Raw genomic sequence first — 23,992 nt, 5'->3', positions numbered from 1 at the left:
TGCCTCATCACTATTAAAGTGTCGTTTTCTTTATCATTCCCGCCTCTGCATGGCCGGGAATGTTGCATGCGAACTCGACTTTGTTATCACCGTGGAAGTGCCAAATAAGCTGTTTCGCTTTACCCGGTTTGACAGTAACGGCATTACCTGAGTCGTGGGCATGGTGGCTCATTGTCTTCATCATTTCACGATGTTCTAGTTGCTCTTTCGCTGAACCAATGGTGAATTCATGGTCTATCTTCCCCTTGTTCATCACGACAAACTGAACAACATCGTTGGGTTCGATTTTTACTTCTTTTTTAAACTTGATGGTCATATCGTCATCTAGGATCACATGAACAACCTTGTCTGGCTTAGCTCCTTTTGCAGGCATACCAACGTCAGACATTCCTTCCATATTCATCATCGAATGGTCCATCTTATTGTTAGACATGTTGCTGTGATCCATAGAGCCATGATTCATTGTCCCGTGGTCCATATTGGCATGGTTCATTTTGCTGTGATCCATGTTCGAGTGATCAGAACTTGCGTAGACTGCGCTTGTGGTCAGAGAAAGCATGATAGCAAGTAGTGTTTTTTTCATTGTTCTTCCTTACCTAATAGGCGAAATAATGATGATTGGGGAAGTTGATTCCCCAATGTAATGAGTTAGTTGTGTGTTGTTTGCTGGTGAGATTTAAGTTCACGCTGTTTCCACAATTTAAAAATTGCAGGTAGTACAAGTAGGGTGAGCATCAGTGCTGAAGCCATACCGCCGATCATTGGTGCCGCGATGCGCTGCATAACTTCTGAGCCTGTACCTTCCCCATACATAATTGGTATTAAGCCAATGATTACGGTTAGAACTGTCATCATCACTGGTCGTACTCGTAGCCCTGCACCTTCTCGAATTGAATCGGTCAAATCATTGGGCTCTAGTGTTCGGCTACTTTCCTGAGCTCCAAGTTTGGTGTAATGCCAAGCTTGGTTGAGATAGACGAGCATAATCACGCCAATCTCAACTGCGACGCCTGCAAGGGCAATAAATCCAACTCCAACCGCGATCGAGAAGTTGTAATTGAGGTAATGCATTAACCAAAGGCCGCCAACCATAGCAAGTGGTAACGTCAGCATGATGATCATTACTTCCCCCACGCGACGGAAGCTGAAGTAGAGCAGTAGCATGATGATGGCGATAGTAATCGGGACCACTACACCTAAGCGTTCTTTGGCGCGCTCCATGTATTCATACTGACCGGACCAAGCTAATGAATAACCCGCAGGAAGCTTCAGCTGCTCAGTAACGGTTTGCTTTGCTTCTTCAACGTATGAGCCAAGATCTCGGCCATCAATGTCGACAAATACCCAACCATTCGGGCGGGCATTTTCTGTCTTGATCATCGGTGGGCCATCTTCGTAGCGAATGTCAGCAACGTCTGCGAGTGCGATGCGAGCACCATTTGGTGTGACAAGCGGTAAGTTTTGCAGTTTGACCACAGAGTCACGGTAATCTTGCGGGTAACGAACATTGATAGGGTAACGTTCCAAACCTTCGATAGTTTCACCCACGTTAATACCACCAACAGCAGTAGAGACAACCTGCTGAACATCTTTGATGCTTAATCCATAGCGGGCGGCAGATCTGCGATTGATATCGATCGTGACATAGCGACCACCAGCAACTCGCTCAGCGTAAACTGAAGTGGTACCGTTAATCGTGTTAAGGATAGGTTCAAGATCCGAACCAATCTTCTCAATCACCTTTAAGTCAGGACCTGCGATTTTGATACCAATGGGCGTTTTGATACCAGTCGCAAGCATGTCGATGCGAGTTTTGATTGGCATAACCCACGCGTTGGTTAGCCCTGGGAATTGCACTAGATCATCAAACTCCTTACGCAGTGACTCTGTAGTGACGCCGTCACGCCATTGGTCACGGGGTTTCAATTGAATCACAGTTTCGATCATAGTCAGCGGGGCAGGGTCGGTGGCGGTTTCAGCACGGCCGATCTTACCCCAAGCCGTTTTCACTTCAGGAACCGTCATGATCAGCTTGTTCGTTTGTTGTAGAAGCTCACGAGCTTTACCAATCGAGATACCCGGATAAGTGGTTGGCATGTACATTAGATCGCCTTCGTCAAGCGGCGGAATGAATTCACTACCCATTTTAGTGATTGGGTAGTAAGCCGAGGCCATGAGCACGAGGGCAAGCGAGATAATACTTTTTGGATATCTCAGGCTTAGGTTCAATAAAGGCTTGTACAGTGACACGAGCGTTTTGTTGATTGGGTTTTTGTTCTCAGGTAACACTTTACCGCGAATAAAATAGCCCATTAGTACCGGCACTAAAGTGATCGCTAGACCGGCAGAAGCCGCCATTGCATACGTTTTAGTGAAGGCAAGGGGAGAGAACATTTTGCCTTCTTGGCCTTCTAAGGCGAATACAGGTACAAAGCTCAATGTAATGATCAGCAATGAGAAGAACAGCGGAGCGCCAACCTCTTGAGCTGCATTACCGATCACTTGCCAACGGTTTTTGTCGTTGAGAGGTGTACGTTCAATATGCTTGTGCACGTTCTCAATCATTACGATCGCGCCATCCACCATAGCGCCGATGGCAATTGCGATGCCACCAAGAGACATGATGTTGGCGTTAATTCCTTGCCAGTGCATAACAATAAACGCAGAAAGAATACCAATAGGTAGGCTTAATGCGATGACCAAGGATGAACGGATATGGAACAGGAAGAGCGCACAGACGATCGCCACGACGATGAACTCTTCTGCTAGTTTTTTCCAAAGATTTTCAACGGCAGAATCGATCAGTGTTGAACGGTCGTAAGTTGCGACAATTTCCACACCTTCCGGCAAACTGTTTTGCAGTTCGTTGAGCTTGTTTTTAACTTTGGAAATAACCTCGCTGGCGTTTTCCCCAAAGCGCATCACGATAACGCCACCAACGGCTTCACCTTCACCATTGAGCTCGGAAATACCACGGCGCATTTGCGGACCAAGGTTGATGTCAGCAATATCGCCAAGTAGAAGCGGTGTGCCTTGTTTGGTCACTTTCAGTGGTAAGGCTTTAATGCCCTCAACGCCTGACAAATAACCGGTAGTACGAACCATATGCTCCGCTTCAGCCACCTCAACAACCGATGCACCACTTTCTTGGTTACCGTTTTGAATCGCCATGTTGACCTGTTGTAGCGTTAGGTCATAAGCACGCAGCTTAGCTGGGTCAATCTGGACTTGGTATTGCTTAACCATACCGCCGACAGTCGCAACCTCGGAAACGCCCTCAACCGTTTGAAGCTCATATTTTAAAAACCAGTCTTGTAGGCTTCGAAGTTCAGCTAGGTCATGCTGACCGGTTTTGTCTTGTAAAACATAGCTGTACACCCAGCCAACACCAGTTGCATCTGGACCAAGCGTTGGTTTGGCACTTGAAGGCAATTTGGGAGCGACTTGGCTCAAGTACTCCAATACTCGTGAACGTGCCCAATACATATCGGTATCATCATTAAAGATGATATAGACATAAGAATCGCCGAAGAACGAATAGCCACGCACTGTTTCGGCACCGGGTACTGCGAGCATTGCAGTGGTTAATGGGTAAGTGACTTGGTCTTCTACAACTTGAGGCGCTTGACCTGGGTAGCTCGTCTTGATGATCACCTGTACATCAGAGAGGTCAGGAATCGCATCCACCGGAGTATTTTTAATGCTGTATAAGCCACCAAATATCAGCGCAACGGTCGCAACAAGGACTAAGAATCGATTGCTGATGGACCAGCGAATAATCGCATTTATCATACTCGCTCCTCATCTAACTCAAGTTGTTTTAGGATGTACTCAGAACCTTTTTTCTCTATTAGAAAGCGTACTTTCTGTCCTTCTTCAAAACCGGATAGGTTTATCTCTTCGCCAACAGAGAAATTGATTTCACCTGAATCCCAATCCCACTCGGTGATTGGTAAATGGTTTAATGTGGTCATGCCAAAATCTGCCATCAACATAGAGATGTCACCGCTAGCCCAAACTTCGGCGACGATTGCGTCTTGACTGATTTTGTAATCGACGATTTCGTATTGGCCCTGTGGCGTTTTTTGCATTTCGAATTCAATGGCTTGCCCCTGAGAGAAAGGCGCAAAGTCCACTTGTTCAGCTACGGTGAAATTCATGACCATACCCGGCCAGTCCCATTCAGGAACAGGTTGATGGTTAATGGTCAGCATGCGATGCCCTTGCATCACATCGGTAATCTCGCCTTTGGCCCACGCTGTTTGTGCTGGGGGTTGAACGCCATTGATGCGGGATAGATCCGCCGATTGACTTGATTCCGAATCGAGCATGAAATGGGCGGCAGTAACGACTTTTTCGCCTGCTTGAAGGCCATCTAACACTTCAATTCTCTCTCCTGCTTCTCGGCCTACTTCGATTCGTGCTGAGCGATATTTGCCATCGCCTTCGGCCAAGACAACGCGAGTCATTCCACCTGAGCGAATTACAGAAGAGCGTGGAATCGTGATGACTTGTTCACTACTAACAGGGTGCAATGTGACGTTAGCAAACATATTGGGTTTCAATTCACCATTAGGGTTCGGGAACTTTAAACGGACTCTTAAGGTGCGAGTCTTTGGATCTAAAATCGGGTAGACGTAATCGACTTCACCAGTCCACTTTCCACCAGGGATAGCGTCTAAGGTCATGGAGGTTTGACTACCTTTGCTAATCCAGTGAGACTGACGCTCGAACACTTCTGCATCAACCCAGACTTCATCGAGAGGGCCTGCACTAATTACGGCTTGTGCTGGTGACAGATAACCACCTTCACGAATGTTTAAACTGGCGATAACGCCATCAGCAGGCGCTTTGATTTCTATTGTCTGGGAAGCTTTGCCTTTGAGTGCAATCGCGCGTATCTGTTCTTGATCGACGCCAAGGGTTAGCAGGCGATCTGTTGCACCCTTAATCATCCCTTTACGTTGAGTTTTATAGGCGCTTAGAAGCTCTTCTTGGGCTTTGACTAACTCAGGAGAGTAGAGCGAAAATAGAACTTCGCCTTGGGATACTTTCTCACCGACTGTGTTGATATTGAGCTTCTCAACCCAACCCGAAACGCGAACGTTAGTTTGCCACAATTGGCTTTCATCAAATGCAATGTAGCCAACGGTTTCAATGCGAGGAGATAGAGCTTCGACGGTTGCAGATTCGGTCTTAACACCCAAATTGTTTTCTACAGCAGGATCTATTTTAATCGTTCCTGGCTTATCGTTATCTCCGTTTAAATCAGATGCGTAAACAGGTATTAGATCCATACCCATTGGGGATTTCCCGGGCTTGTCTTTTTGGTAGTTCGGATCCATAGGAGCGACCCAATATAGAGGCTCATCTGAACTTGTGGATGTGTTATCTGACGTGTTTGGCATCGAATGTTCCACGCCTGATAAGAAGAAATTAGCTCCGTAACCAATAGCACTACCCACTATTAGCGCAAGCGTGGCAACTTTAAATGTACTCATGTGTATTCCTTATTCTGACTTGCTGTGAGGTGCATCTGATTTCGGGCTTTTGTATTCGAAGCCACCCAGTAGAGCTGCCAACTTGCTATTGGTAATGTTTAAGTCCGTGGTTAGACGAACGACTTCTAGCTCAAGTGCGAGCTCATCGCTTGATGCGGTAATCACATCACCAAACTGTGCAGTGTTATTCTGGTAACCTCGCTCAACGGCTTGGGTTCTTGCTATCGCTTGGGGAAGTAGGCGTTCTTGATAGCGGGTGATGCGTTCTAGTAGATTGGTGCGATCGTTCATCAAGGCGTTAACTTGGGCATTCATTTGTGCCAGCAACGTATCTTTCTGATATTTAGCTGCGCCAACCTGATACTGTGCAGCAGCAAGGTTTTTGTCTTGGCGATTACCCGTGAAGAGAGGAATATCCATCGTTAGATAGGCACTCACGAGATCAGAAGCAGGTTCGCCCATCATGTTGTTGGCTTGACGATAGGCATACATCACCTCGACGCCAAATTGTGGTGTATAAGCTTGCTCTGCTACTTCTACTTGTATTTGGTTGACAGAAATATTCGAGTCAGCCATTTGTGCCATTGGATGTTGGTTAAGCTGGTCGTAGTATTGAGCTGTATCAGCGTGGGAAGATAAAGCCTTGTCGAGAGCTGGCCAATTAAGCGCATAGCTTGCAACAAGGGAGCGATTGCTAGTCAACCAATTGGAACCAAGCCATTCCGAAAACTGAGAGACGATGCGACTTTGCATTTGATGGTTGAGTTGGAGCTTTTCTTCTAGCTTGTCCACCTGTAGCTGAGTATTAAGTAGATCTTGGGCTTCGCTTTTACCAATTGAGTAGTTGGTCGTTACGAATTGCTCCATTTCTGCCATTAGGCGCTGGTTTTCTAAGATGATCGACTCGGCGTATTGTAGGTAACCAAGCTCTAGCCATAGCTGAGTCATTTGGCTAGCAACTTCTCGTTCTCTGAGAGAAACTTGCAAAGATAATCCGCTGGCTTGCTGGCTCGCTTTTCGTTGGTTTAATTCTAATGTTGACCCACGTTCAAACTGTTGCATTAAGCCAACAGAGATGTTGGTCATTGGATCTTCATCAAACTTAAATGAGTCGACAGGTAAGCCACCGAAGCCAACCTTAAGTTTGGGATCCATTAACGTCGCGCTTGCTGCACCAGCCTCGGTCATTGCGAGTGATTGAGCCGTGTATTGTGCACGACTGGCGTCTTGGCTCAGTGCGGATTCAATTAGCGCATTGAGTTGGTGAGTTGACGCTGCAATATCCGTTGAAGTTCTTACTTCATTGGCATGAGTTATAGCGGGTATCGCAGCAACAGTTGCAGCGATACAAAGGCTTATCGGTGTGGCAAAACCGAGGCCGTATAATTCATTGTTCACAATCATAATCCATTGAGGGCGTTAAAAAACGCTTAGACTTATCCCGGTGCTTTTTTCAATAAAAGTCACATGTAGGAGCGATACTTATGAGTGAGAATTAAACGGTTGGTGGACGTAAGATAGATTGCAGGCGTGCAACAGTGTCACCAATCTTGATTGATTGATGCAAAGCCAATGAGGAGGCTGTTGCACTTAACACTTGAGATCCGAACGGTAAGGAAACAGTAGACGATACAGTAGTGCAACAAGTGTGGACGCCACCGTCGCTGTCACAACAGTTGGTTGGGTCCGCGGTATCAGTATCGGAGTGATTCATCGTTGAATGAGAAGCGTTGTTTCCATTCATTGACATGCAGCAATCGTGTGGTGAGCGGGGATGTTTAGTCACTGGCACATCGGTTGTGACAACGGCTTGAGGAGGGTTACAAACTTCCCCATTAAAAACCATAACGTTTTCATAAGGTGCACTACTCATCGTCATTGTTGACGAGCTCGACACATAGTTAGAGACCAGCATCAATAAGATACTGAGCATCATAATCATAGTGTTTTTTAGAGAGTGAATCATAGCTAACCTTTCGTTATCAATTTGAATGTTAAAGGCTACCCTAGGGGGAAGGTCAACCGTTTTTTAAAAAATAGAGTGACTTGTTCAAAGTTGTTTTAGTGTTTATTTGAAGAATAAGGCGCAGAGCTTACGCCTTATTTGCATTAGGGAATTTGGAATTGCAGGGCGCTACGATGCGTTTACTGCCCCTTAAGTTCCAGTGAGTAAGAGATCGACTTAACAGTGCCATCAGGAGCTGTTTTTACTATGTAACCGGAGTAGTCATCGAAGAACTTATCGTTGATCAACTCCCAATGTGTCTCTTTTCTAATTACATGTGGTTCCACCTCACGAAACGATGAGTTCATCGCATGGAAAATATCCCCGAGTGCTTCGAGTACCACTTCCGCCTCTTCAGTATTTGAAATGACCAAGTCCTTCTTGATGCACTGAGTAACTTGCGGGAGAGGTTGAGTAGTGCTAGGCGTAACAATGGCTTCAACTTTGCCATTTGAGTGTAGAAAATAATGGTCGCCGAAGCTCGATGAGCCGTCAGTCGTATTGATGGTAGGAGTACCAGAGTAGAACTCACAATCGAATGAAGCTCTTACGGCCAAGCTTTTCACTTTCTTCACTTCGACATCAAACCAGGTTGTCACTATGTCAGTGATCTGACTTTCAACTGAGGCGAGTGCTCCAGTAGACAAAATAGAAGTGAACAAAAAAACAGAAGATCGGAGTTTCATACGCAGATACCAGTTGTGATTAATAAATAAGAAGGGTAAATGGTAAGATCAAAAATACAAAATATAACTAAGTGTTTAAGTGCATAGCTTTAAAAGACGAAGAAATGTAAGTGCGATTTCTGTCTTGATCACATTTATTTAACTAAAGTTCATTAAGAGCGAAGGATAAAACCCTAACTCCCGTCATTTTTTAAAGAGGGCGAAGTAAATAGCTGTGCTTATTTGGTTTGCTGTTTGGTAAAAATAAGGAATGTAAGCATGTGTAAGCACTTTGGTTGCCTTTATATCGTTGAGGCGTCTTAACTGTGAGACTATCATGTGTAAAACTTGATGTACGGAAGCTATTCCCTGTGCGTACTTAGCTGTAGGGTCTAAATATAATTGTCACAATTGTGCTTTTTAAGTTTTAATCTTTCACCTTTTGTCATTATTTTTCTTTGTTCAGTCACTAATTCATAGAAACACCGAAAGATCCTCTTAATCATCCTGTAATCGATTGCAATTATCGGCTCATTGCCTTGTTTGTTGTAAGGTAATTCTTACTCTAACTATTTATTAGATTTATGGTTCGCCTTGAAGAGTGAAACGTTTGCTATATACTGCGCGCAAATTTATAAATGGCGTGCATATAGATGAATTCTAAGATTTTATTAATTGAAGACGATCGCGATATATCTCAACTAACCCAAATGTACTTAACTGCAGAAGGTTATCAGGTTGAAGCGATATACGATGGCTCGAGTGCAATAGATAAAATTCATGAATTCCAACCTGATCTTGTGTTGTTGGATTTAATGTTGCCAGGCAAGTCAGGGGCTGAAATATGCAGTGAAGCACGACAATTTTATTCCGGCATGATTATGGTTCTAACTGCTGCCGAAGATGAGATGAGCGAAGTGAGCTTATTCAAGTTCGGCGCCGATGATTATGTAACAAAGCCAGTAAGAGGGCATATATTAGTCGCTCGAATTGAGGCTTTGATGCGTCGCTATCAACGTCAACAGAAACTCAGCCAAGTAAATTATGTGTCTGACGCTCATGGTATTGTGATTAATGCTCAAAACCAAACCGCTTACTACGACCATAAACCTATTAACCTCACGAATTCCGAGTTTGAGATCTTGCAGCTACTGATTGAAAACGCAGGGGAAACGGTTTCAAGAGATCATTGTTGTCGATTAGCCAGAGGTATTGAATACAATGCAAACAATCGCTCCATTGACATGCGTGTCTCGGGGCTAAGAAAGAAGCTTATTCAAGCAGAGGTGTATAGCGCGACAATCAAGACGATTCGTAATCAAGGATACAAACTTGTGAGTAGTCACGCATGCGCATAGTGTCTCGGCCTCGTTCAATGTTCACATGCCTTTATATTGAGAGTTTGATTGGCATGATACTTACTTTTGCCATCTTCATGCATTTCGGGACAGGCTACATGCGTAAGGCGGACCTTGATGTCTTTGTCGATGATGGTATTCATCATGCTCAGCGCTATATCGAGAGTCGATATGACCGTCATGGTTTGTACGAAAAGCTGAATCGTTTTGGTGAGCTAACATTTTACGATTATAAGCTGGCGTTAAAAAACGACTGGGATGAATCGCAACCACTTTGTGTTCATTGCACCATGCATATGAGCTCTCAAGGTACGAAAGTTTATATCAATGACGATGAATTGTTGATGATGGCGATACCAATCCCAAACTCGAATTATCACCTAGTGTTCCAAGAAATCGACGATCCCTATAACGTCAGTACGCCATGGCATGAAGATGAAGAAATTCACTTTATGATTTCTTTGTTTATCACCATGAGTATTGCACTAGGTCTACTAATTTATTTACCACTTCACCGCGTTAATAAACGTGTCAATCGACTGATCAGGGTTCAAGAGCGTTTTGGTCAAGGTGAGTTGAACGCAAGAGCTGAGGCGTACCACATTTCTCCTATCAAAGAGATTGCTCAAAGCTTCAACGAGATGGCAGAAGATATAGAGCGCCGTGTAAAGCAAAACCAAATATTCTCTCATGCTATCCCTCATGAGATCCGAACTCCTTTGAGTAAAATTCAAATGGCATGTGATCTAGCAAGAAGAGAGGATTGTCAAAACAGAGAGCAGCTCTTTAATGATATTGATGATTACATTGAAGATATTTCGGACCTTACGAGTGACATTCTTCAGCTATCAAAGCTCAACAACAGAATTGGAGTGGGGGAGCAATCGTCAGAGAAAATCGTGCCTCTTAGAAAATTCTGTCGCTGTCGACTTGATATGATGGCGAGCAGTACGATCAAGTTGATTATTGCTGATGATGTTGTGGAAGATGAAGCCGTGCTCACTCCTGCTTTCGCAAAGTTAGTCTTAGACAATCTAATAAAAAATGCGGACCGATACGGAAATGGTCTTGTTGAGGTGACGCTGCATGAATATCAATCTTGTTGGACTATCGATGTTGAAGATGATGGTCATGGCATTCCAGAGGAAAAGCGCCAAGAGATATTCATGGCATTTTCTCGGTTAGATAAAAGCCGAAACGCAAATAACGGTGGCTTTGGACTTGGCTTAGCAATCGCAAACAATGCTGCTCGAAATCTAAATTGGACAATTTCTGTCGATCAAAGCCATCTAGGTGGAGCAAGATTTACGGTAGTCATTCCTAAATCTCAAGGTATAAAAGTAAGCGGACAGCATAGCCAACTTGTTGAAGGCTGCTAGAGATAATAAAAAACCGCCATTGGGCGGTTTTTTATTTTCGTTTTGTGAAGTTTCACTTAGTTGTTTTTATCACTGTCATCGAGAGCAAAGTAGATTTTTGAAACCACTATTTCAGCGACTAAGATAGTGAATACTACAGCGAAGAAGGCAACGACGCCGTTAAGCGGACCTGTGAATGATACTTTGTCTCCAAACATAAGATTAATCGCTTCAAGCATTACGAATTTACTACCAACCAAAATCGCGTATGAGCTTAATCCTCGGTAAACTTTCGGCGCGGTACCAGGCTTAGTTTTAAAGTAATCGGCAATGTGATGTTCCGCACTAATTGATAGCTTCAGAAGTAGCTGAAGTAGTATTGCCGCTGCGAATGAGATAGTAAATGACTCAATGTTTACAAAGTCCCAGTATTCATCGAAAAAATTCAATACGGTTAAGTCAACCAGCACAGCTAGCGTATAGCCTACAAATAGACGTTGTGGAGTATTGAAACCATATTGTTTTTCAGATGCGCTCATATTTAACCTTACTTTTTATTTATGTTCTTAACTGGGTTTTATATTGCCAAACTACGAATTTAAATAAAACCATTTATCACGCTGATAAAATACTTTGGCGCGAAATGGTAAGTTAATTCTAGAGAGTGTGTAAGAATAAAATGGAAGAATATTAACTTAAGGTGGATATATGGTTGTTTTATTTAGAATACAAGATATCAATGAGTTGAGTGCGCATATTGATTTAGCAAGCATGCTATATAGTAAACTTTTTGAGAACAACTCGGTTTCTATTGATAGCAAGCTTGTTATATAGGTTATTGTTACTTCACCAAGTGAGTACGCCTATGTGGATTCAGCTAGGCCCAAGATAGACTTCCTATATGTTTTTGGGGTCAATCCAGTAATTCGCTTAAAGGCACGTGAAAAATGGGAGATATTGTTGTAGCCGAGTTGGCTAGAAATATGAGTCAACGAGTGACCTTCTTCCATTAATTCACAAGATACAGATAACATTAAACTCTCTTTAATTTGTCTAAATGAAGTACGATCTTCTTTTAATCTTCGCTGAAATGTTCGTGATGTCATTTTTAATAGCTTAGCGGCTTGATCGACAGTTAAGGAGTGTTCCTTGACATAAGGTAATAAAGCGGTGAAGACACTATCGCTGAAACTAGTATGCCACTCGACGAGTGGAGCTTTTAATTTAGTATCAGATGACGTGATATGGATTTTTTTATTGAGCGTTGTTTCATCTACCAACAAAGCGGTCTGGTTTTGACCGACAAAAAGCTGGGTCTTTTTTCCTAGAGCTGAACGAATGGCTGCGTCGTCCATATGCTGAATCTTGAGCTGCTCAGGGAACCAATCTGACTTAGTAAGCGCCTGTACGAGCTCAATAACGTACAACACGGCAAATACCTCTCCCCATATGAAGTAGGGCGAATTCTCATACTCAACAGTGCGGCAAAACCAGTATCTACCATACTGATGTTCAAACGTAATACTGCTGCCGGGAGAGTCACTAGCAAATATCTCATTGGCTCTGCTAAGTGCTTCTTTAACAGTGGCTGCCGATTCAAAGTTATTGAGTATTTGAGGAATGATCCGTTGACGGAACGCCAAACGTAGCTGCTCACTAAAATTGTTGACGCCTACTTGAGTTGATAACAAATAAACTAAGCGTTTAACCGGCTCTACGGGTAAGTAATCTTTGTCAGTTTCGAACAGATCGGGCGGTAGTCCTGAATTATTGAGGAGCTCTTGAACGTTAATTCCATTTCGAGAGAAAACCTCAATAAGAATTTTTGTATAGCCAGTGCGTATCATTGGCAATTTTGTTGGTTTGGTAGACAAAGAACGTTCCTTTTCTTAGATCTAGGATTTTAAGAATAATCCATTTTGGCGCAAAATGGTAAGTTTTGTATGGGATTTCTTAATTATATTTGAATATGACAGCCATTTGCGACACACATCGTATTTAGGTGTTTGAGACGTGCGTCATAAATACGAGGCGCTATATGAATAAACTATTAAATATTAAGAAAAATTCTACAATTTCACTTCGATTTTTCTGATATTGAAGCTATAAATATAATTAGTGAATGGAATCTTCAGCGGTAGGTAAATATATGAGTGATCAAGCAACAAAACCAGAACAAGATGAAACTGTGGTACAAGAAGAGGTTGCAGCCGAAAAACCTAATAAAGTGCGTAAAATTACCAATTATCTTCTGATGTCGGTCGTTGTTTTATTGTTATTTAGTATCGTTTCTGATCGAATTATTCCTATGACCGATAATGCCCGTGTAAAAGGTTATGTGGTACCAATTAAGCCACAGGTATCTGGTCAGGTTCTCGACATCCTCGTAAGTGCTAACCAACCAGTTAATGAAGGGGATGTTCTTGTAAAACTCAACCCCGCGGATTATGAGATTGCTGTAGCGCAAGCCGAACAAAACCTAGAGATAGCAGGGCAAAATGTGGGCGCTCAGACAGCGGCTATTGCTGCATCTCAAGCCCGCCTGACAAGTGCAAATGTTGATCTTGAGAACGTCAAACTTCAGAGCAATCGAATTTTGGAAATGGCAGAAAGGGGCGTTGTATCCAAATCTGATGCTGACCAAGCGAGAGCCAACCTTGCGAGTGCGAGAGCAAACGTAGTTAATGCACAAGCTGACCTAGACAAAGCTAAACGGCAATTGGGGGCAGATGGCGAGGATAATAGTCAAATCAAAGCAGCCTTGTTGGCATTAGAACAGGCGCAAATCAATTTAGAAAGAACCGTAATTAAAGCTCCAACGGTAGGCGGAGTGTCTAACTTTAGCTTATCTGAAGGTTTCTATGCTTCAGCAGGGCAACCGTTGATGACGTTTGTATCTACAGAGAGCATTTGGATAGAAGCTTATTTTCGTGAAAATAGCCTAGGTAATATCGAAGCAGGTGATGTCGTTGAAGTGGCACTAGACTTTGCCCCTGGTAAAGTCATCAAAGGTAAGGTGACGAGTGTTGATTGGGGCGTGGATTGGGGACAAAACGATCAAGCGGGTAAATTGGCACAAGCTAACAATCAAACAGGTTGGTTACGTCAAACTCAAATGCTGCCGATCTCTATTGAGTTTGATCATGCTGAAGCGTCGGGGTTATTGCGTATTGGCGGTCAAGCTGACGTGATTGTATATAGCGGTGACAACTTCATTTTCAATACGATTGGTAAGCTGTGGATTCGTTTTGTGAGCATGATGTCTTATGTCCGCTAGCGCCATCGAGGATACTCGACTTCAAGTTAAGATTATTCGCTACACCATTGGTGTAGGGGTAGCAGTGTTTTTAGCTGCTTGGATTGATTGGCCTTTAGCGTTTGTCGCACCAGTGTTTGTTGCCAAGTTTTTGATTGATAAGCCTGATCTTAATAAAGAAACGGTTTATGAAATGATCATCGCCATGGTAATGACAATGGTGCTGGGGCTGATTTTATCTAACGGGATCACGCAATACCCCATTCCGATGTTGATTCTAATCGGGTTGATGATGCTATGGGGATACTATTTGTTTACAGACCCCAAATGGAACTTGTTTGCGACGATTCTGATTATTGCCATACTCATGCTACCGTTTATGGCCATTTCTAACCCTGGGATTTCTGTTTATCTCGCGACAGGATTGGCAAGTTCAGGTGTTGTCGCGGTAATGATTTTCGCGATTGTGCACATTTACTTACCAGAACCGGAATCAAACTTTAAAGGCTATCAACCTTCACCGTTGACGAGTCAACAACGTTGGCATGCAGCATTCCGTGCGATGATCATTTCATTCCCAGTTGTGTGCTTTTTCTTCATTTTCCAAATCTCAGAGGCACTGCTTACTATGATGTTCATTGCGTTGTTGTCTTTGATGATAACGGGTGAGAAGTCGATAAAGCTTAGTGCTTTTCTGATCATTAGTAACAGTATTGGTGGGGTACTCGCGATAGGTGTGTTTACGATACTTAGCATTGTTCCCAACATTCTGTTTTACACGCTGTTTATCTCATTTGTCGCTATCGTGATGGCGACTCAAATCTATACAAAACCTGATAAGGCTCCTATCTATGCAACGGCATTTAGCACGGTGCTGGTTTTATTAGGGAGTACGTTGATGAGCTCGGGTGAGATTGATAGCAATATGCTAATTCGCATATTCCAATTATTCCTGATTGGAATTTACATGATAGTTGTTTCGTTCTTTTTGGAAACTCGCGACTGGAAATTTTTGCAAGTATAGGATTTATCCCTAGATGGGGTAACAAGGATTGTATATGAAAATGGAAAACAACTTCTCTAACCAAGCAATCGATGCATTTATAAAGATAGGCGCTATTGCCATTTTAATCTTTTGGTGCTTTTCGATTTTACAACCTTTCATTTTGCTCGTCGTCTGGGGAGGGATCATCGCAACGGCTTTGTATCCTATAGCATGTTGGGCGAGTAGCAAGTTTGGAATCGGCGTAGGCAAAGCGAGTGGCATACTTGCCTTTATCGGTGTCATTTTACTCCTTATCCCCTTGATTGCTCTATCTACTGGGTTATATACAAGTGGATCTGAGTTAGTTGCTGGGCTGCAAGAAGGGACAGTGGCTTTTCCAAAACCGAACGACAACTTAAAAGATCTACCGCTCGTTGGTGACAAGGTTTATGAGTTTGGCGTTCAACTCTCTTCCAACTTAGAAAGTGTACTGATTAAGTACGGAGAAGAGGTGAAAACAATCGTAAGTAAAGCAGCAGGTATTGTAGGCTCACTCGGTGGTGGTTTTATTCAGTTCATCATCTCCACCATCATTGCGGGCGCATTTATGGCTAATGCAGAGAAATGCGAAAGAGCCTTTATTCTTGTGGCTCAACGCTTAACTGGAGACCACGGTGAAGGTCTGGCGACTCTTTCTAAAAATACCGTAAGAAGTGTGGTTCAAGGTGTTATTGGCGTTGCAGTTATTCAGTCTGTGATGGCTGGGGCAGGGATGTTCTTTGCTGATGTCCCAGCGATTGGGCTATGGATGTTATTAGTGTTGCTGGTGGCAATTATTCAGCTTCCGCCAATCCTAGCATTACTACCCGTTATTATTTATGTTTTCACTGTTGATACCACAACTACGGCAGTTATATTCCTCATCTGGTGTATTTTGGTGAGTGGTAGTGATGCCATTTTAAAACCAATGCTACTCAGTCGTGGCTCAGACATTCCGATGTTGGTTATTCTGCTCGGTGCTTTGGGTGGAATGGCGATGTCTGGAATCGTTGGATTGTTTGTTGGTGCGGTTGTTTTAAGCTTAACCTACCAATTGTTTACGGTTTGGCTAGATAGTGAGGCAGAAGGAAAATCCTAATGAAGAAAGTGTCGAGGGATGACAATTTTTACTTTCTGTTCTTTGCCTTACTTGGATTACTGCTCTCAAGCGCTGTGATGCAACAATTGTTCGATGGAGGGCAAAAGATGATTTTAGCCCTCATCATCATATGTCTAGCTCTGTCTATTGTTGGGGTGAACAGAAAGCAGACCTTCTATAGAAGTTGGTATGGGTTTCTATTGAGCTTAGCGGCGATTACAGGGGGATTTTCTTACTTTGAAGACTACGATTTATCTATCGTAACTCTTGTCTCGCTACTGTTTTTTTTATTCTCTCACACCTTTACTGCACTCAAGCAGGTGATGGTGACAGACTATGTGAGTAGGAACCAAATTATCGGTTCTATCTGTATTTATTTACTATTTGGTATGTCTTGGGCGATCATTTACTTGCTGCAAATTGAATTGTTTCCAGCGGCATTTAACGGTATTGAACCAAAACCATGGACCGAAAACTTGTTCGAAGTAATCTATTTTAGCTTTATAACGCTGACTACTGTTGGGTATGGTGACATATCGCCAGCGCTTCCTATCCCTCGATTCTTCGTCTTTATCGAATCGATTCTAGGTAGCTTTTATTTGGCGATAATGGTGGCGAGTTTGGTTAGCAGTCGTTTAAGCCAAGAGAGCCAATCATAGAAGAATTATTGAGTTTAACATCGAAAAAACAGGCCCATTAATGGGCCTGTTTTGTTTCAGAGCTACACGTTTTCTGCTTTGAGCGCTTCAAGTTGACCGATGGTTGTCTCAGTGACCAGTTCTCCATCAATGTAGTAAGCGACATTTTCACCGTCTCTTACGCCAGTTAATACGCCAGTTTCACCATTATTAAACGTGATATCCATTTGAATCGTATTTTCGTCGACTTGCTTCATAACGCCTGATTCGATGGTTCTGTTATTCGACAAAGGAGCAATTGGCGCGTCTGTTAATGAAGGGTCAAGTTCATCATTAATCTTAAACTGAGTATCTACTTTAGTATCGAATAGGTGAGGCTTACCATTTAGAGGGTTTTTACCCGTCCAGAATTCAAGTGAGTTAAATACGACATAGTCGACGGCTGTCGTAATACCGTAAACAGGTGCAAGAAGTAAGTTAACACCTGCTCGAGCATAGCGGTTGTCAACGACTTCAACGTTGAAGGTAACGACTTTTTCTGTCACCGCGTTGCTACCCACACAACCTGTTAGAGCCGTAGCAAGAAGAGTAAGACCAATTGTTTTAGTTACGATATTTTTCATCACAAGTTCCAAGTATTGTCGAGTTGTTTGTTTTGATGAAGCTATTATGCGGTTGGCGAGTTTTTATACTTACCATTTTGCGCCATTGGATAATTGAATGATGAAATATTTATAACGTGTAGCTTATAAGTCGCATGATGGCAGACATAAAAAAACCTTCAGATAACTGAAGGCTTTAAAATGAAAGAGTGGATTTTAAAGAGGTGCTCAAGTAAAAAATTGATAGCTAATACTTGATTAAAAATTGGAGATTTTCTTAGTAACTCTATTCATATTGTGATTATTTCGCTACATAACGATATGACTTAATTGCTACCCACAATAGCGCTTTTACCAATACTTTAGAAAGCTTGTAAGCAACACTCCCAATTGAGCGAAAAAGCTGCATGGCTACAATAAGGCATTGATAGGTATCACTTTGTTTGAATTCATTTATGGTCATTACTGTTCCTCTTACTGGATATTTAAGAGGAGCTTACTTTAAGCGAGCAAACATTAGTTACCATGTTGCGCCATGTTGATGGGGTAATGGTTAAATTAAAAAAGCCCTAGATTTTTCTAGGGCTTTGAAATTAGATGCCGATGTTAAATAAATACTCTAGCTCTGATACCAAAAACCCAAGCATTACTTTCATCAGAAAGAGCAGGATTGTTGATATATTGGATGTCTGGAGTGACTTGTAAATAATCGGTCAGTTGCATGTTGTAATATATTTCAACCGCCGTTTGGTCTTTATCTGCCCCAAATTCGTTCTGCAACGTATCACTATTAGTTTCAGACCAGTTAATGGCAACACCTAGGTTATTTTTAGGGTTCCCTAATCCAAAGTAGCCTAGGCCAACACTGAGTGACTTATCGTATAACGCAACATCACCTTCAGAGACCCCCCCGCGAACAAAAGGCATCATTTGTGGTGTGACAAATTGGCTCCATGAGAAGTTAACGCCTTGGCCTGAATCTCCCTCACGCGTTGAGGTAGCTGATAAGCTATGCTGGGAGCCTTCATCCATATGCCAGAAGGTGACGTGGAAATTGTCTGTATAGATCTGCTCTTGTGAGGCTGTCCAACCTAGTTCTAGCGTTGTAAATAATGTGGTGTCGTTAAAAAGCGTATCAAACCCCTCGAAGATATCATCTGATTTACCTTTGGCATCGGCAATGCCTCCAACAACATAGAAGTTATTTCCAATCATGTGGCCTGCTGACAGTGCGAGAATACCATCGTCAGGTAGTCCCATAGCTCCAGCACCAGTACCGAACGCTAGGTTAGTAAAGCCAGTCCACGGGCTTGCCAATGCGTAGGTATCCACGTAGTTGGTGACGTCTTGCCAGCCTATGACGAATGTCCCTCTGCCGTCATTAAATTTCTGTTTCCAATTCAAATCAGTAACACGGAAGCCTTGGTCACTATAGGCTGGTGCAATCATACCAACATAACCAATTTGTTCTTCTCCGAGCCAAGCGAATTGCTTAGGTGCGGTATTCGAGTAGGAATGTCTGTGCTCGACTTTCCACACTAGGCTACCAGTATTATTAGTACCTTTGCCTAGTAAGTTCCATGAACCGTACAACCTTGCGACGCCGGAAGAGGCATCGGCATCATTGCCATTTTTACCATCAGGCGAAGAAAGTCCTAAGGCAAAGTAATCGGCTCCGAACGTAAATCCATCAGCTGCTAAAGACTCACGCCATGATTGTTTTTGACGAGCATTTTCTGCGATGGTGTTTTCTACCGAATCAGGGCTTTCAAAGTTTGCGGCATTTGATGAAAGAGCAAACAAAGAGGCCGCAACGGCAAGGCTAACAGATGATTTTGATAGTTTCATAAGGTTACTTTCATATCTTGTTGAGCGAATAATAAGAGGTTAACTGAGTCATTTGGTGGAAAGTAGCCATTTAGCGACATCCTTTAGTTTTGGTATAGCTCGATCTCTTCGGCTTGCATGGAGTAAACGGCTTCGACTCCTGTACTACCGTCAGAGTAGTCCACGTTAGCGGTAACCGATTGATTAATGAGCTTGCCCTCAACCCAAACAGGCGTAGCGAGTGAGACTAATTCGATTCCACTTGGGTAATCAATTAATACAATCTGATTTGGAGGAGGTGGTGGCGTGTGAATGCAAGCTCCCGCAGTCGGGACTAAAAAGAACTTTGTCACCTTAGTTCCATTGAACTCGACAGGGGTAATAAAGCCCGGAATTCGAGACATCTTATTGAGTACAGCGGCATTGGGTTTAGTGGCAAGTTCTTCTCTTTGCTGACGAATTATTTCTCTCATTTCAAATAAATACTCAACATCAACGCCTTGTTTGGCTAAACGTTGCTTCGTTTGTTTGATTTCGTCTAAAGCTTCTTGAGATGCAGAGAAGTCTTCTTGCTGCGCAGCCTCGTTGAAACGTGCAATGGTTGCAAGGTCAAACAACTGGTTTTGATCCAATGTTAGAAAGGGGTCATCTTCCAAGGTCATGGTTGGACGAAGCTTATCCCAGTACACAACTTCAGTTGCTTGTACGTTGCATACGACGCTTAAAAGAAGAGTTAGGGGCAGAATAAATAGAGATTTCATAAGGACTACACTTCAGAATAAAAATAGAGGCAGAAGGACTCTGCCTCATTCAGCATGATTTGGTTAGAGTGTATTGCGGTAAACAACACCGTCTTTCATGACTAATTTAATTGTGTCGATTTGCTTATATTCTGGGTCTGCATCAAACCACTGCGGAGTTGCACCTAGAATTGAGATGTCTTCAAGAGGGTTCCCTTCTACTAATAAAATATCGGCAACAGCATCTTTTTCAATCACACCGAGCTTAGCCGTTACTTTGTTTCTTGGCCCCGACATTGCGATCATTTCACCCGCATTTGATGTCATTTGCTTCAGGACTTCAAAGTTGCTACCGAATGCTTGAGTACGCCAGTATATTTCGTAGCGGCGAGCTCGCTCTGCGTCAGAATCAGCGCCCACATAGTCAGAAGCGAATACAACTTTGACGTTGTTATCTAGAAGTCGTTTACCATAATCACCATACGCTTCTTGAAGCTCTGCGATCATAGGAAGCTTCTCTTTAGGCATAAGCGGGTTTTTCGCTAGGTCAGGAGAAAGCCCCCACATCTGAGGAACCATAAAGCCGCCTTCTTTCGAGATTCTCTTCATGGTTTCGTCGTTGACGAAGAAACCGTGTTCAAACGTTTTTACACCACAATCAAGTAAGCGGTTAACGGCTCTGTCGTTGAAAGTATGTGCTGCCACGTAGGTACCCCAATCGGCCGCTGCTTCTACAATCGCACAAGTCTCTTCGACTGAATACTGAGTTGTATCAATTGGGTCAAATCGAGAAGAACCACCGCCACCGGCCATGATTTTAATTTGCGTTGCGCCATTACGAAGGTTGGTACGAGTTGCTTTTAGAACCTCTGGTACACCATCGGCTACCGCGCCAATCCCCATTCTTTCGAAGTTAGATAGATCGCCTGCAGTTTTTGGACTAAAGCCGGCATCGCCTCGATCACGGAAATCTCCGTGGCCAGATGTTTGGGAAATGAACGCACCAGATGGGTAGATACGAGGGCCAGGAATATTGCCCGCATCGATTTCACGAGCCAAGCCGAATGCTGGGCCACCCATATCTCGAACTGTTGTGAACCCATCATCTAAGTAGCGTTTTGCTACTTGAATCGAATGGATTGAAATATCGGTAAGGTCTTTGTTGGTTTCGATGTCGCCAAAGTTGTAGTTGATCATCACGTGAGCGTGACCATCGATCAAACCCGGCATTAACGTTTTGCCTTGTCCGTCGATGACCGTTGCATCAGCGGCATCGATGCTTTCTTTTGAAATTTTGCTGATCTTGTTATCGACAACTAATACGTTGTGATCTTCGTACAGTTTGTCTTCTGTGCCGTTAAAGATATCGACGTTGGTGAAAAGGGTGGAAGCTGCATTCACTGAGAACGCAACCGAGCATGACAATGCAATTGCTGAGAGCTTAGTACTCTTATGTTTCATTGGGGCACCTATAAATATCCATACGCTGCGAAAAATTCGCTTCGCGTAACAATCCTTACTAATTCTAGTGTTACGAAGTTGGTCTTTGTGGTGAGAATATTTTCAACAAATGACTAACATTCATTAACTTAGAAGTAATATTGCCATTCATCAAGGTGCGATAATTGCCATTAGGTGACAAGAAACTCGAAATTGGTCGAAGTTTTATTAATTAGGTGGACTGTATCGTTTGCGATATTCCCTTGGAGTCATATTCATCAACCTTTTAAAAGCCCGCGTGAAATGTGCGGAATCTGAATAGCCCATTTTTGTTGCGATCATAGTTATGGGAAGGGTGTCACACTTTAAAAGCTCCGTCATTTGCTCTAAAACCATTTCTTCAATGATGTCGCTATATGTAACCCCTTCTCTTGCTAGTCTTCTTTGAATGGTACGAACATTCAAATTCAATATTTCAGCGGCAATTTTTATTGGCAGTTTACCCATTGAAAGGTAGGGCTTAATTGCTAGTTTAAAGGACGATAGAAAATCAAGGTTAGGGGCTTGTTCACGGTCTTTGTGGCTTATTGAGGGTAACGATATAGGAGCAAGCATAATCTCATCAGGAATATACAGCGCTGTGACAGGGCGCTCAGTGAAAAATATCGCTTGTTTCAGCTCGGGTAGGTTACTGAACTCTTCTGATTCAGGGCTTTGAATGCCTATTTCAGTAGGCCTCCATTGATCATCGGTAAGGTTTTTTACTAACTCACACATAAACACAACCGAAAACATTTCGGCGTATTTGAACCAAATTTCATCTGCTCCTGCCTTTTCTCGGACTAACCACCATTTACCACCGGCATGTTGGGTATAGACATTAGCGTTGGTGGATTGGGTTTTTAGTATTGAGCCAAATTCATCCAGTGCTTCTTTTAACGTATTGCATTGAGTGAGCTGTTTAACAAACTCAGGAATGTAGACATTCTTGCAAGTACTCCAGATCAACACACCAAAATCTTCGTTTGAAGTTTTGCTCGCTAAGATTTGCATGAGATTTTTAAGCGTTGTCTCTGGTAAAAATCGATAGTCAGCTTGGGAGGTGTTTATATCATTGGGGATTTGAGCCTGTCTTAAGAGGGTATAAATATTGTCATCTATTTCTTTGAATAAGCTTACAAAAAAGTCGACATGGTCCTTATGGACGACATGGATGACGTCATTGGGATGATGTTTTGGCATGGACAATCCGCTCTAAATGCTCTTTTTGATATATACCGTCTAGTTACGAAACAGTCTAGCTAATACAGCGATTTTAAGGCCAATATTTGATCGTTTAGACCATCTACTTAAATAAGCGAGTGACGAATTCGCAAATTTGAAAAACCACTTCTACACTCAATGTTGAATTTTCAATTATTTCATCATGTTAAAGTTTAACTTGGAGGTTTGATGAGCGAAAAATCGACGGTTTTGATTGTAGACGACACACCTGAGAATTTGGATGTCCTCACTGGCCTATTAAAAAGCCACTATAAAGTGAAAGCAGCAAAAAGTGGTGCCGTTGCTATCAAGCTTGCTCAAATGACCCCTAAACCTGACCTGATTTTGTTGGATATCATGATGCCAGACGTTGATGGTTATGAGGTTTGTCGAGTTCTAAAAGCTCAGCCGAATACTGCACATATTCCTATCATTTTCGTCACAGCAAAAATCTCTCCAGAGGATGAAGTCTATGGCCTTTCCTTAGGGGCAGTGGATTACATCACTAAGCCTATCAACCCAGCAATCGCTCTACAGCGTGTTCAAACTCATTTGTCGCTTTATGATCATCAGCAGGCTCTTTATTTGAAGGTCAAAGAGCAAACAGAAGAGATCAATCATAGCAAAGTAGAAATGGTCAAAAGACTCGGTAGGGCAGCTGAGTACAAAGATAATGAAACGGGTATGCATGTTTTGCGTATGAGCCACTATTGCCATGTTCTGGCATTGGCATGCGGTATGACGTTAGAAGAATCCGATATATTGCGCGAAGCTGCCCCAATGCATGATATCGGTAAGATAGGGATTCCAGATTCGGTATTACTTAAGCCCGGTAAGTTGGATGCTGAACAATGGGAGGTGATGCAAAGCCACGTCACGATTGGGGTTGATATTCTCGGTGATACATCGGGCTCTAAGCTGCTAAAAATGGCCGCAGACGTCGCTCAATCTCATCATGAGAAATGGAATGGGCAAGGGTACCCAAATGGTTTATCTGGAGAAGCGATTCCCCTTGTTGCCCGAATTGCCGCCATTGCTGATGTTTTTGATGCGCTTACCTCTGAACGACCTTACAAAGAAGCATGGACGGTGGAGCGGACTATTAAGTTACTTGAAGAAGAAAAGTCACAGCATTTTGACCCTCACCTTGTGGATCTGTTTATTGAGAACTTACCTGAGATTTTAGAGATCAAAGCTCGTTTTAAGGACTAAAACC

21 protein-coding genes are annotated in these 23,992 nt (G+C 42.9%); 7 read left to right on the top strand and 14 right to left on the bottom strand.

All coding sequences use genetic code 11. The features are described from left to right. Nucleotides 1-13 precede the first annotated feature (13 nt). The 6 genes from AAFX28_RS17785 to AAFX28_RS17760 all read right to left on the bottom strand — a co-directional run bounded on the left by AAFX28_RS17785 (nucleotide 14) and on the right by AAFX28_RS17760 (nucleotide 8,192). A complete protein-coding gene (locus AAFX28_RS17785) occupies nucleotides 14-583 on the bottom strand; it encodes a copper-binding protein (protein ID WP_408689639.1) in 570 nt (189 codons plus the stop codon). Nucleotides 584-648: 65 nt separating this feature from the next. Next, a complete protein-coding gene (locus AAFX28_RS17780; RefSeq protein WP_408689637.1) occupies nucleotides 649-3,792 on the bottom strand; it encodes an efflux RND transporter permease subunit in 3,144 nt (1,047 codons plus the stop codon). Beyond that, nucleotides 3,789-5,501 (bottom strand): efflux RND transporter periplasmic adaptor subunit, encoded by a 1,713-nt coding sequence (locus AAFX28_RS17775; protein ID WP_408689635.1) that lies wholly within the window; start codon nucleotides 5,499-5,501, stop codon nucleotides 3,789-3,791. Before AAFX28_RS17775 ends, AAFX28_RS17780 begins: the two co-directional genes overlap by 4 nt. 9 nt (nucleotides 5,502-5,510) lie before the next feature. After that, complete coding sequence (locus AAFX28_RS17770; protein WP_408689633.1) at nucleotides 5,511-6,905, bottom strand: TolC family protein; 1,395 nt, start codon at nucleotides 6,903-6,905, stop codon at nucleotides 5,511-5,513. A 91-nt stretch (nucleotides 6,906-6,996) separates the two neighbouring features. Continuing rightward, nucleotides 6,997-7,467, bottom strand: a complete 471-nt coding sequence (locus AAFX28_RS17765; RefSeq protein ID WP_408689631.1) for a hypothetical protein — start codon at nucleotides 7,465-7,467, stop codon at nucleotides 6,997-6,999. 179 nt (nucleotides 7,468-7,646) lie between these two features. Next, nucleotides 7,647-8,192, bottom strand: a complete 546-nt coding sequence (locus AAFX28_RS17760) for a hypothetical protein (RefSeq protein ID WP_408689629.1) — start codon at nucleotides 8,190-8,192, stop codon at nucleotides 7,647-7,649. 632 nt (nucleotides 8,193-8,824) lie between these two features. Here AAFX28_RS17760 and AAFX28_RS17755 point away from each other — a divergent pair. Together AAFX28_RS17755 and AAFX28_RS17750 are read left to right on the top strand one after the other, a co-directional pair. Next, nucleotides 8,825-9,529, top strand: coding sequence for a response regulator transcription factor (locus AAFX28_RS17755; protein WP_408689627.1), 705 nt, complete (start codon nucleotides 8,825-8,827; stop codon nucleotides 9,527-9,529). Nucleotides 9,530-9,627: 98 nt separating this feature from the next. After that, nucleotides 9,628-10,908 carry a sensor histidine kinase gene (locus tag AAFX28_RS17750; RefSeq protein WP_408689625.1) on the top strand — a complete coding sequence of 427 codons (1,281 nt, stop codon included), beginning with the start codon at nucleotides 9,628-9,630 and terminating at the stop codon, nucleotides 10,906-10,908. A gap of 56 nt (nucleotides 10,909-10,964) precedes the next feature. Here the strand turns inward: AAFX28_RS17750 and AAFX28_RS17745 are convergent, their stop codons facing one another. Together AAFX28_RS17745 and AAFX28_RS17740 are read right to left on the bottom strand one after the other, a co-directional pair. Beyond that, entirely contained in the window at nucleotides 10,965-11,426 is a 462-nt protein-coding gene (locus AAFX28_RS17745; protein WP_408689623.1) for a hypothetical protein, read from the bottom strand. Nucleotides 11,427-11,750: 324 nt separating this feature from the next. Continuing rightward, nucleotides 11,751-12,761, bottom strand: a complete 1,011-nt coding sequence (locus AAFX28_RS17740) for a helix-turn-helix domain-containing protein (protein WP_408689620.1) — start codon at nucleotides 12,759-12,761, stop codon at nucleotides 11,751-11,753. A gap of 275 nt (nucleotides 12,762-13,036) precedes the next feature. On the opposite strand from AAFX28_RS17740, the gene AAFX28_RS17735 reads away from it, so the two are divergent. From AAFX28_RS17735 to AAFX28_RS17720, 4 genes are read left to right on the top strand one after another with little or no spacing between them, the layout of a single operon-like run. Continuing rightward, nucleotides 13,037-14,164, top strand: coding sequence for an HlyD family secretion protein (locus tag AAFX28_RS17735; RefSeq protein WP_408689618.1), 1,128 nt, complete (start codon nucleotides 13,037-13,039; stop codon nucleotides 14,162-14,164). Then, a complete protein-coding gene (locus AAFX28_RS17730; RefSeq protein ID WP_408689616.1) occupies nucleotides 14,154-15,167 on the top strand; it encodes a DUF2955 domain-containing protein in 1,014 nt (337 codons plus the stop codon). The genes AAFX28_RS17735 and AAFX28_RS17730 overlap by 11 nt, the downstream gene beginning before the upstream one ends. A gap of 34 nt (nucleotides 15,168-15,201) precedes the next feature. Next, a complete protein-coding gene (locus AAFX28_RS17725) occupies nucleotides 15,202-16,266 on the top strand; it encodes an AI-2E family transporter (protein WP_408689614.1) in 1,065 nt (354 codons plus the stop codon). Continuing rightward, nucleotides 16,266-16,925 (top strand): potassium channel family protein, encoded by a 660-nt coding sequence (locus AAFX28_RS17720; protein ID WP_408689612.1) that lies wholly within the window; start codon nucleotides 16,266-16,268, stop codon nucleotides 16,923-16,925. The genes AAFX28_RS17725 and AAFX28_RS17720 overlap by 1 nt, the downstream gene beginning before the upstream one ends. 62 nt (nucleotides 16,926-16,987) lie before the next feature. On the opposite strand, the gene AAFX28_RS17715 is transcribed toward AAFX28_RS17720, so the two are convergent. The 6 genes from AAFX28_RS17715 to AAFX28_RS17690 all read right to left on the bottom strand — a co-directional run bounded on the left by AAFX28_RS17715 (nucleotide 16,988) and on the right by AAFX28_RS17690 (nucleotide 22,755). Next, nucleotides 16,988-17,527 (bottom strand): DUF3332 family protein, encoded by a 540-nt coding sequence (locus tag AAFX28_RS17715; protein WP_408689610.1) that lies wholly within the window; start codon nucleotides 17,525-17,527, stop codon nucleotides 16,988-16,990. A 280-nt stretch (nucleotides 17,528-17,807) separates the two neighbouring features. Further along, nucleotides 17,808-17,969: a hypothetical protein gene (locus AAFX28_RS17710; protein WP_408689608.1), complete on the bottom strand. Its 162-nt coding sequence runs from the start codon at nucleotides 17,967-17,969 to the stop codon at nucleotides 17,808-17,810. Between the two features lie 143 nt (nucleotides 17,970-18,112). Beyond that, nucleotides 18,113-19,354, bottom strand: a complete 1,242-nt coding sequence (locus AAFX28_RS17705; RefSeq protein ID WP_408689606.1) for a carbohydrate porin — start codon at nucleotides 19,352-19,354, stop codon at nucleotides 18,113-18,115. An 83-nt stretch (nucleotides 19,355-19,437) separates the two neighbouring features. Continuing rightward, nucleotides 19,438-20,094, bottom strand: coding sequence for a DUF3299 domain-containing protein (locus AAFX28_RS17700; RefSeq protein WP_408689604.1), 657 nt, complete (start codon nucleotides 20,092-20,094; stop codon nucleotides 19,438-19,440). Between the two features lie 63 nt (nucleotides 20,095-20,157). Continuing rightward, nucleotides 20,158-21,534: an amidohydrolase family protein gene (locus AAFX28_RS17695; RefSeq protein WP_408689602.1), complete on the bottom strand. Its 1,377-nt coding sequence runs from the start codon at nucleotides 21,532-21,534 to the stop codon at nucleotides 20,158-20,160. 207 nt (nucleotides 21,535-21,741) lie between these two features. Continuing rightward, a complete protein-coding gene (locus AAFX28_RS17690) occupies nucleotides 21,742-22,755 on the bottom strand; it encodes a helix-turn-helix domain-containing protein (RefSeq protein WP_408689600.1) in 1,014 nt (337 codons plus the stop codon). Between the two features lie 210 nt (nucleotides 22,756-22,965). Here AAFX28_RS17690 and AAFX28_RS17685 point away from each other — a divergent pair, with 210 nt between their 5' ends. Further along, the gene (locus tag AAFX28_RS17685; RefSeq protein ID WP_408689598.1) at nucleotides 22,966-23,988 is read left to right on the top strand and encodes an HD domain-containing phosphohydrolase; all 1,023 of its coding nucleotides are present in this window, start codon (nucleotides 22,966-22,968) and stop codon (nucleotides 23,986-23,988) included. The last annotated feature ends 4 nt before the right edge of the window (nucleotides 23,989-23,992 follow it).

Origin of the sequence: Vibrio sp. TBV020 (assembly GCF_046056895.1) — a bacterium.
Taxonomy (GTDB): Bacteria; Pseudomonadota; Gammaproteobacteria; order Enterobacterales; family Vibrionaceae; genus Vibrio.
This window is presented reverse-complemented; position numbering and strand designations above follow the sequence as displayed.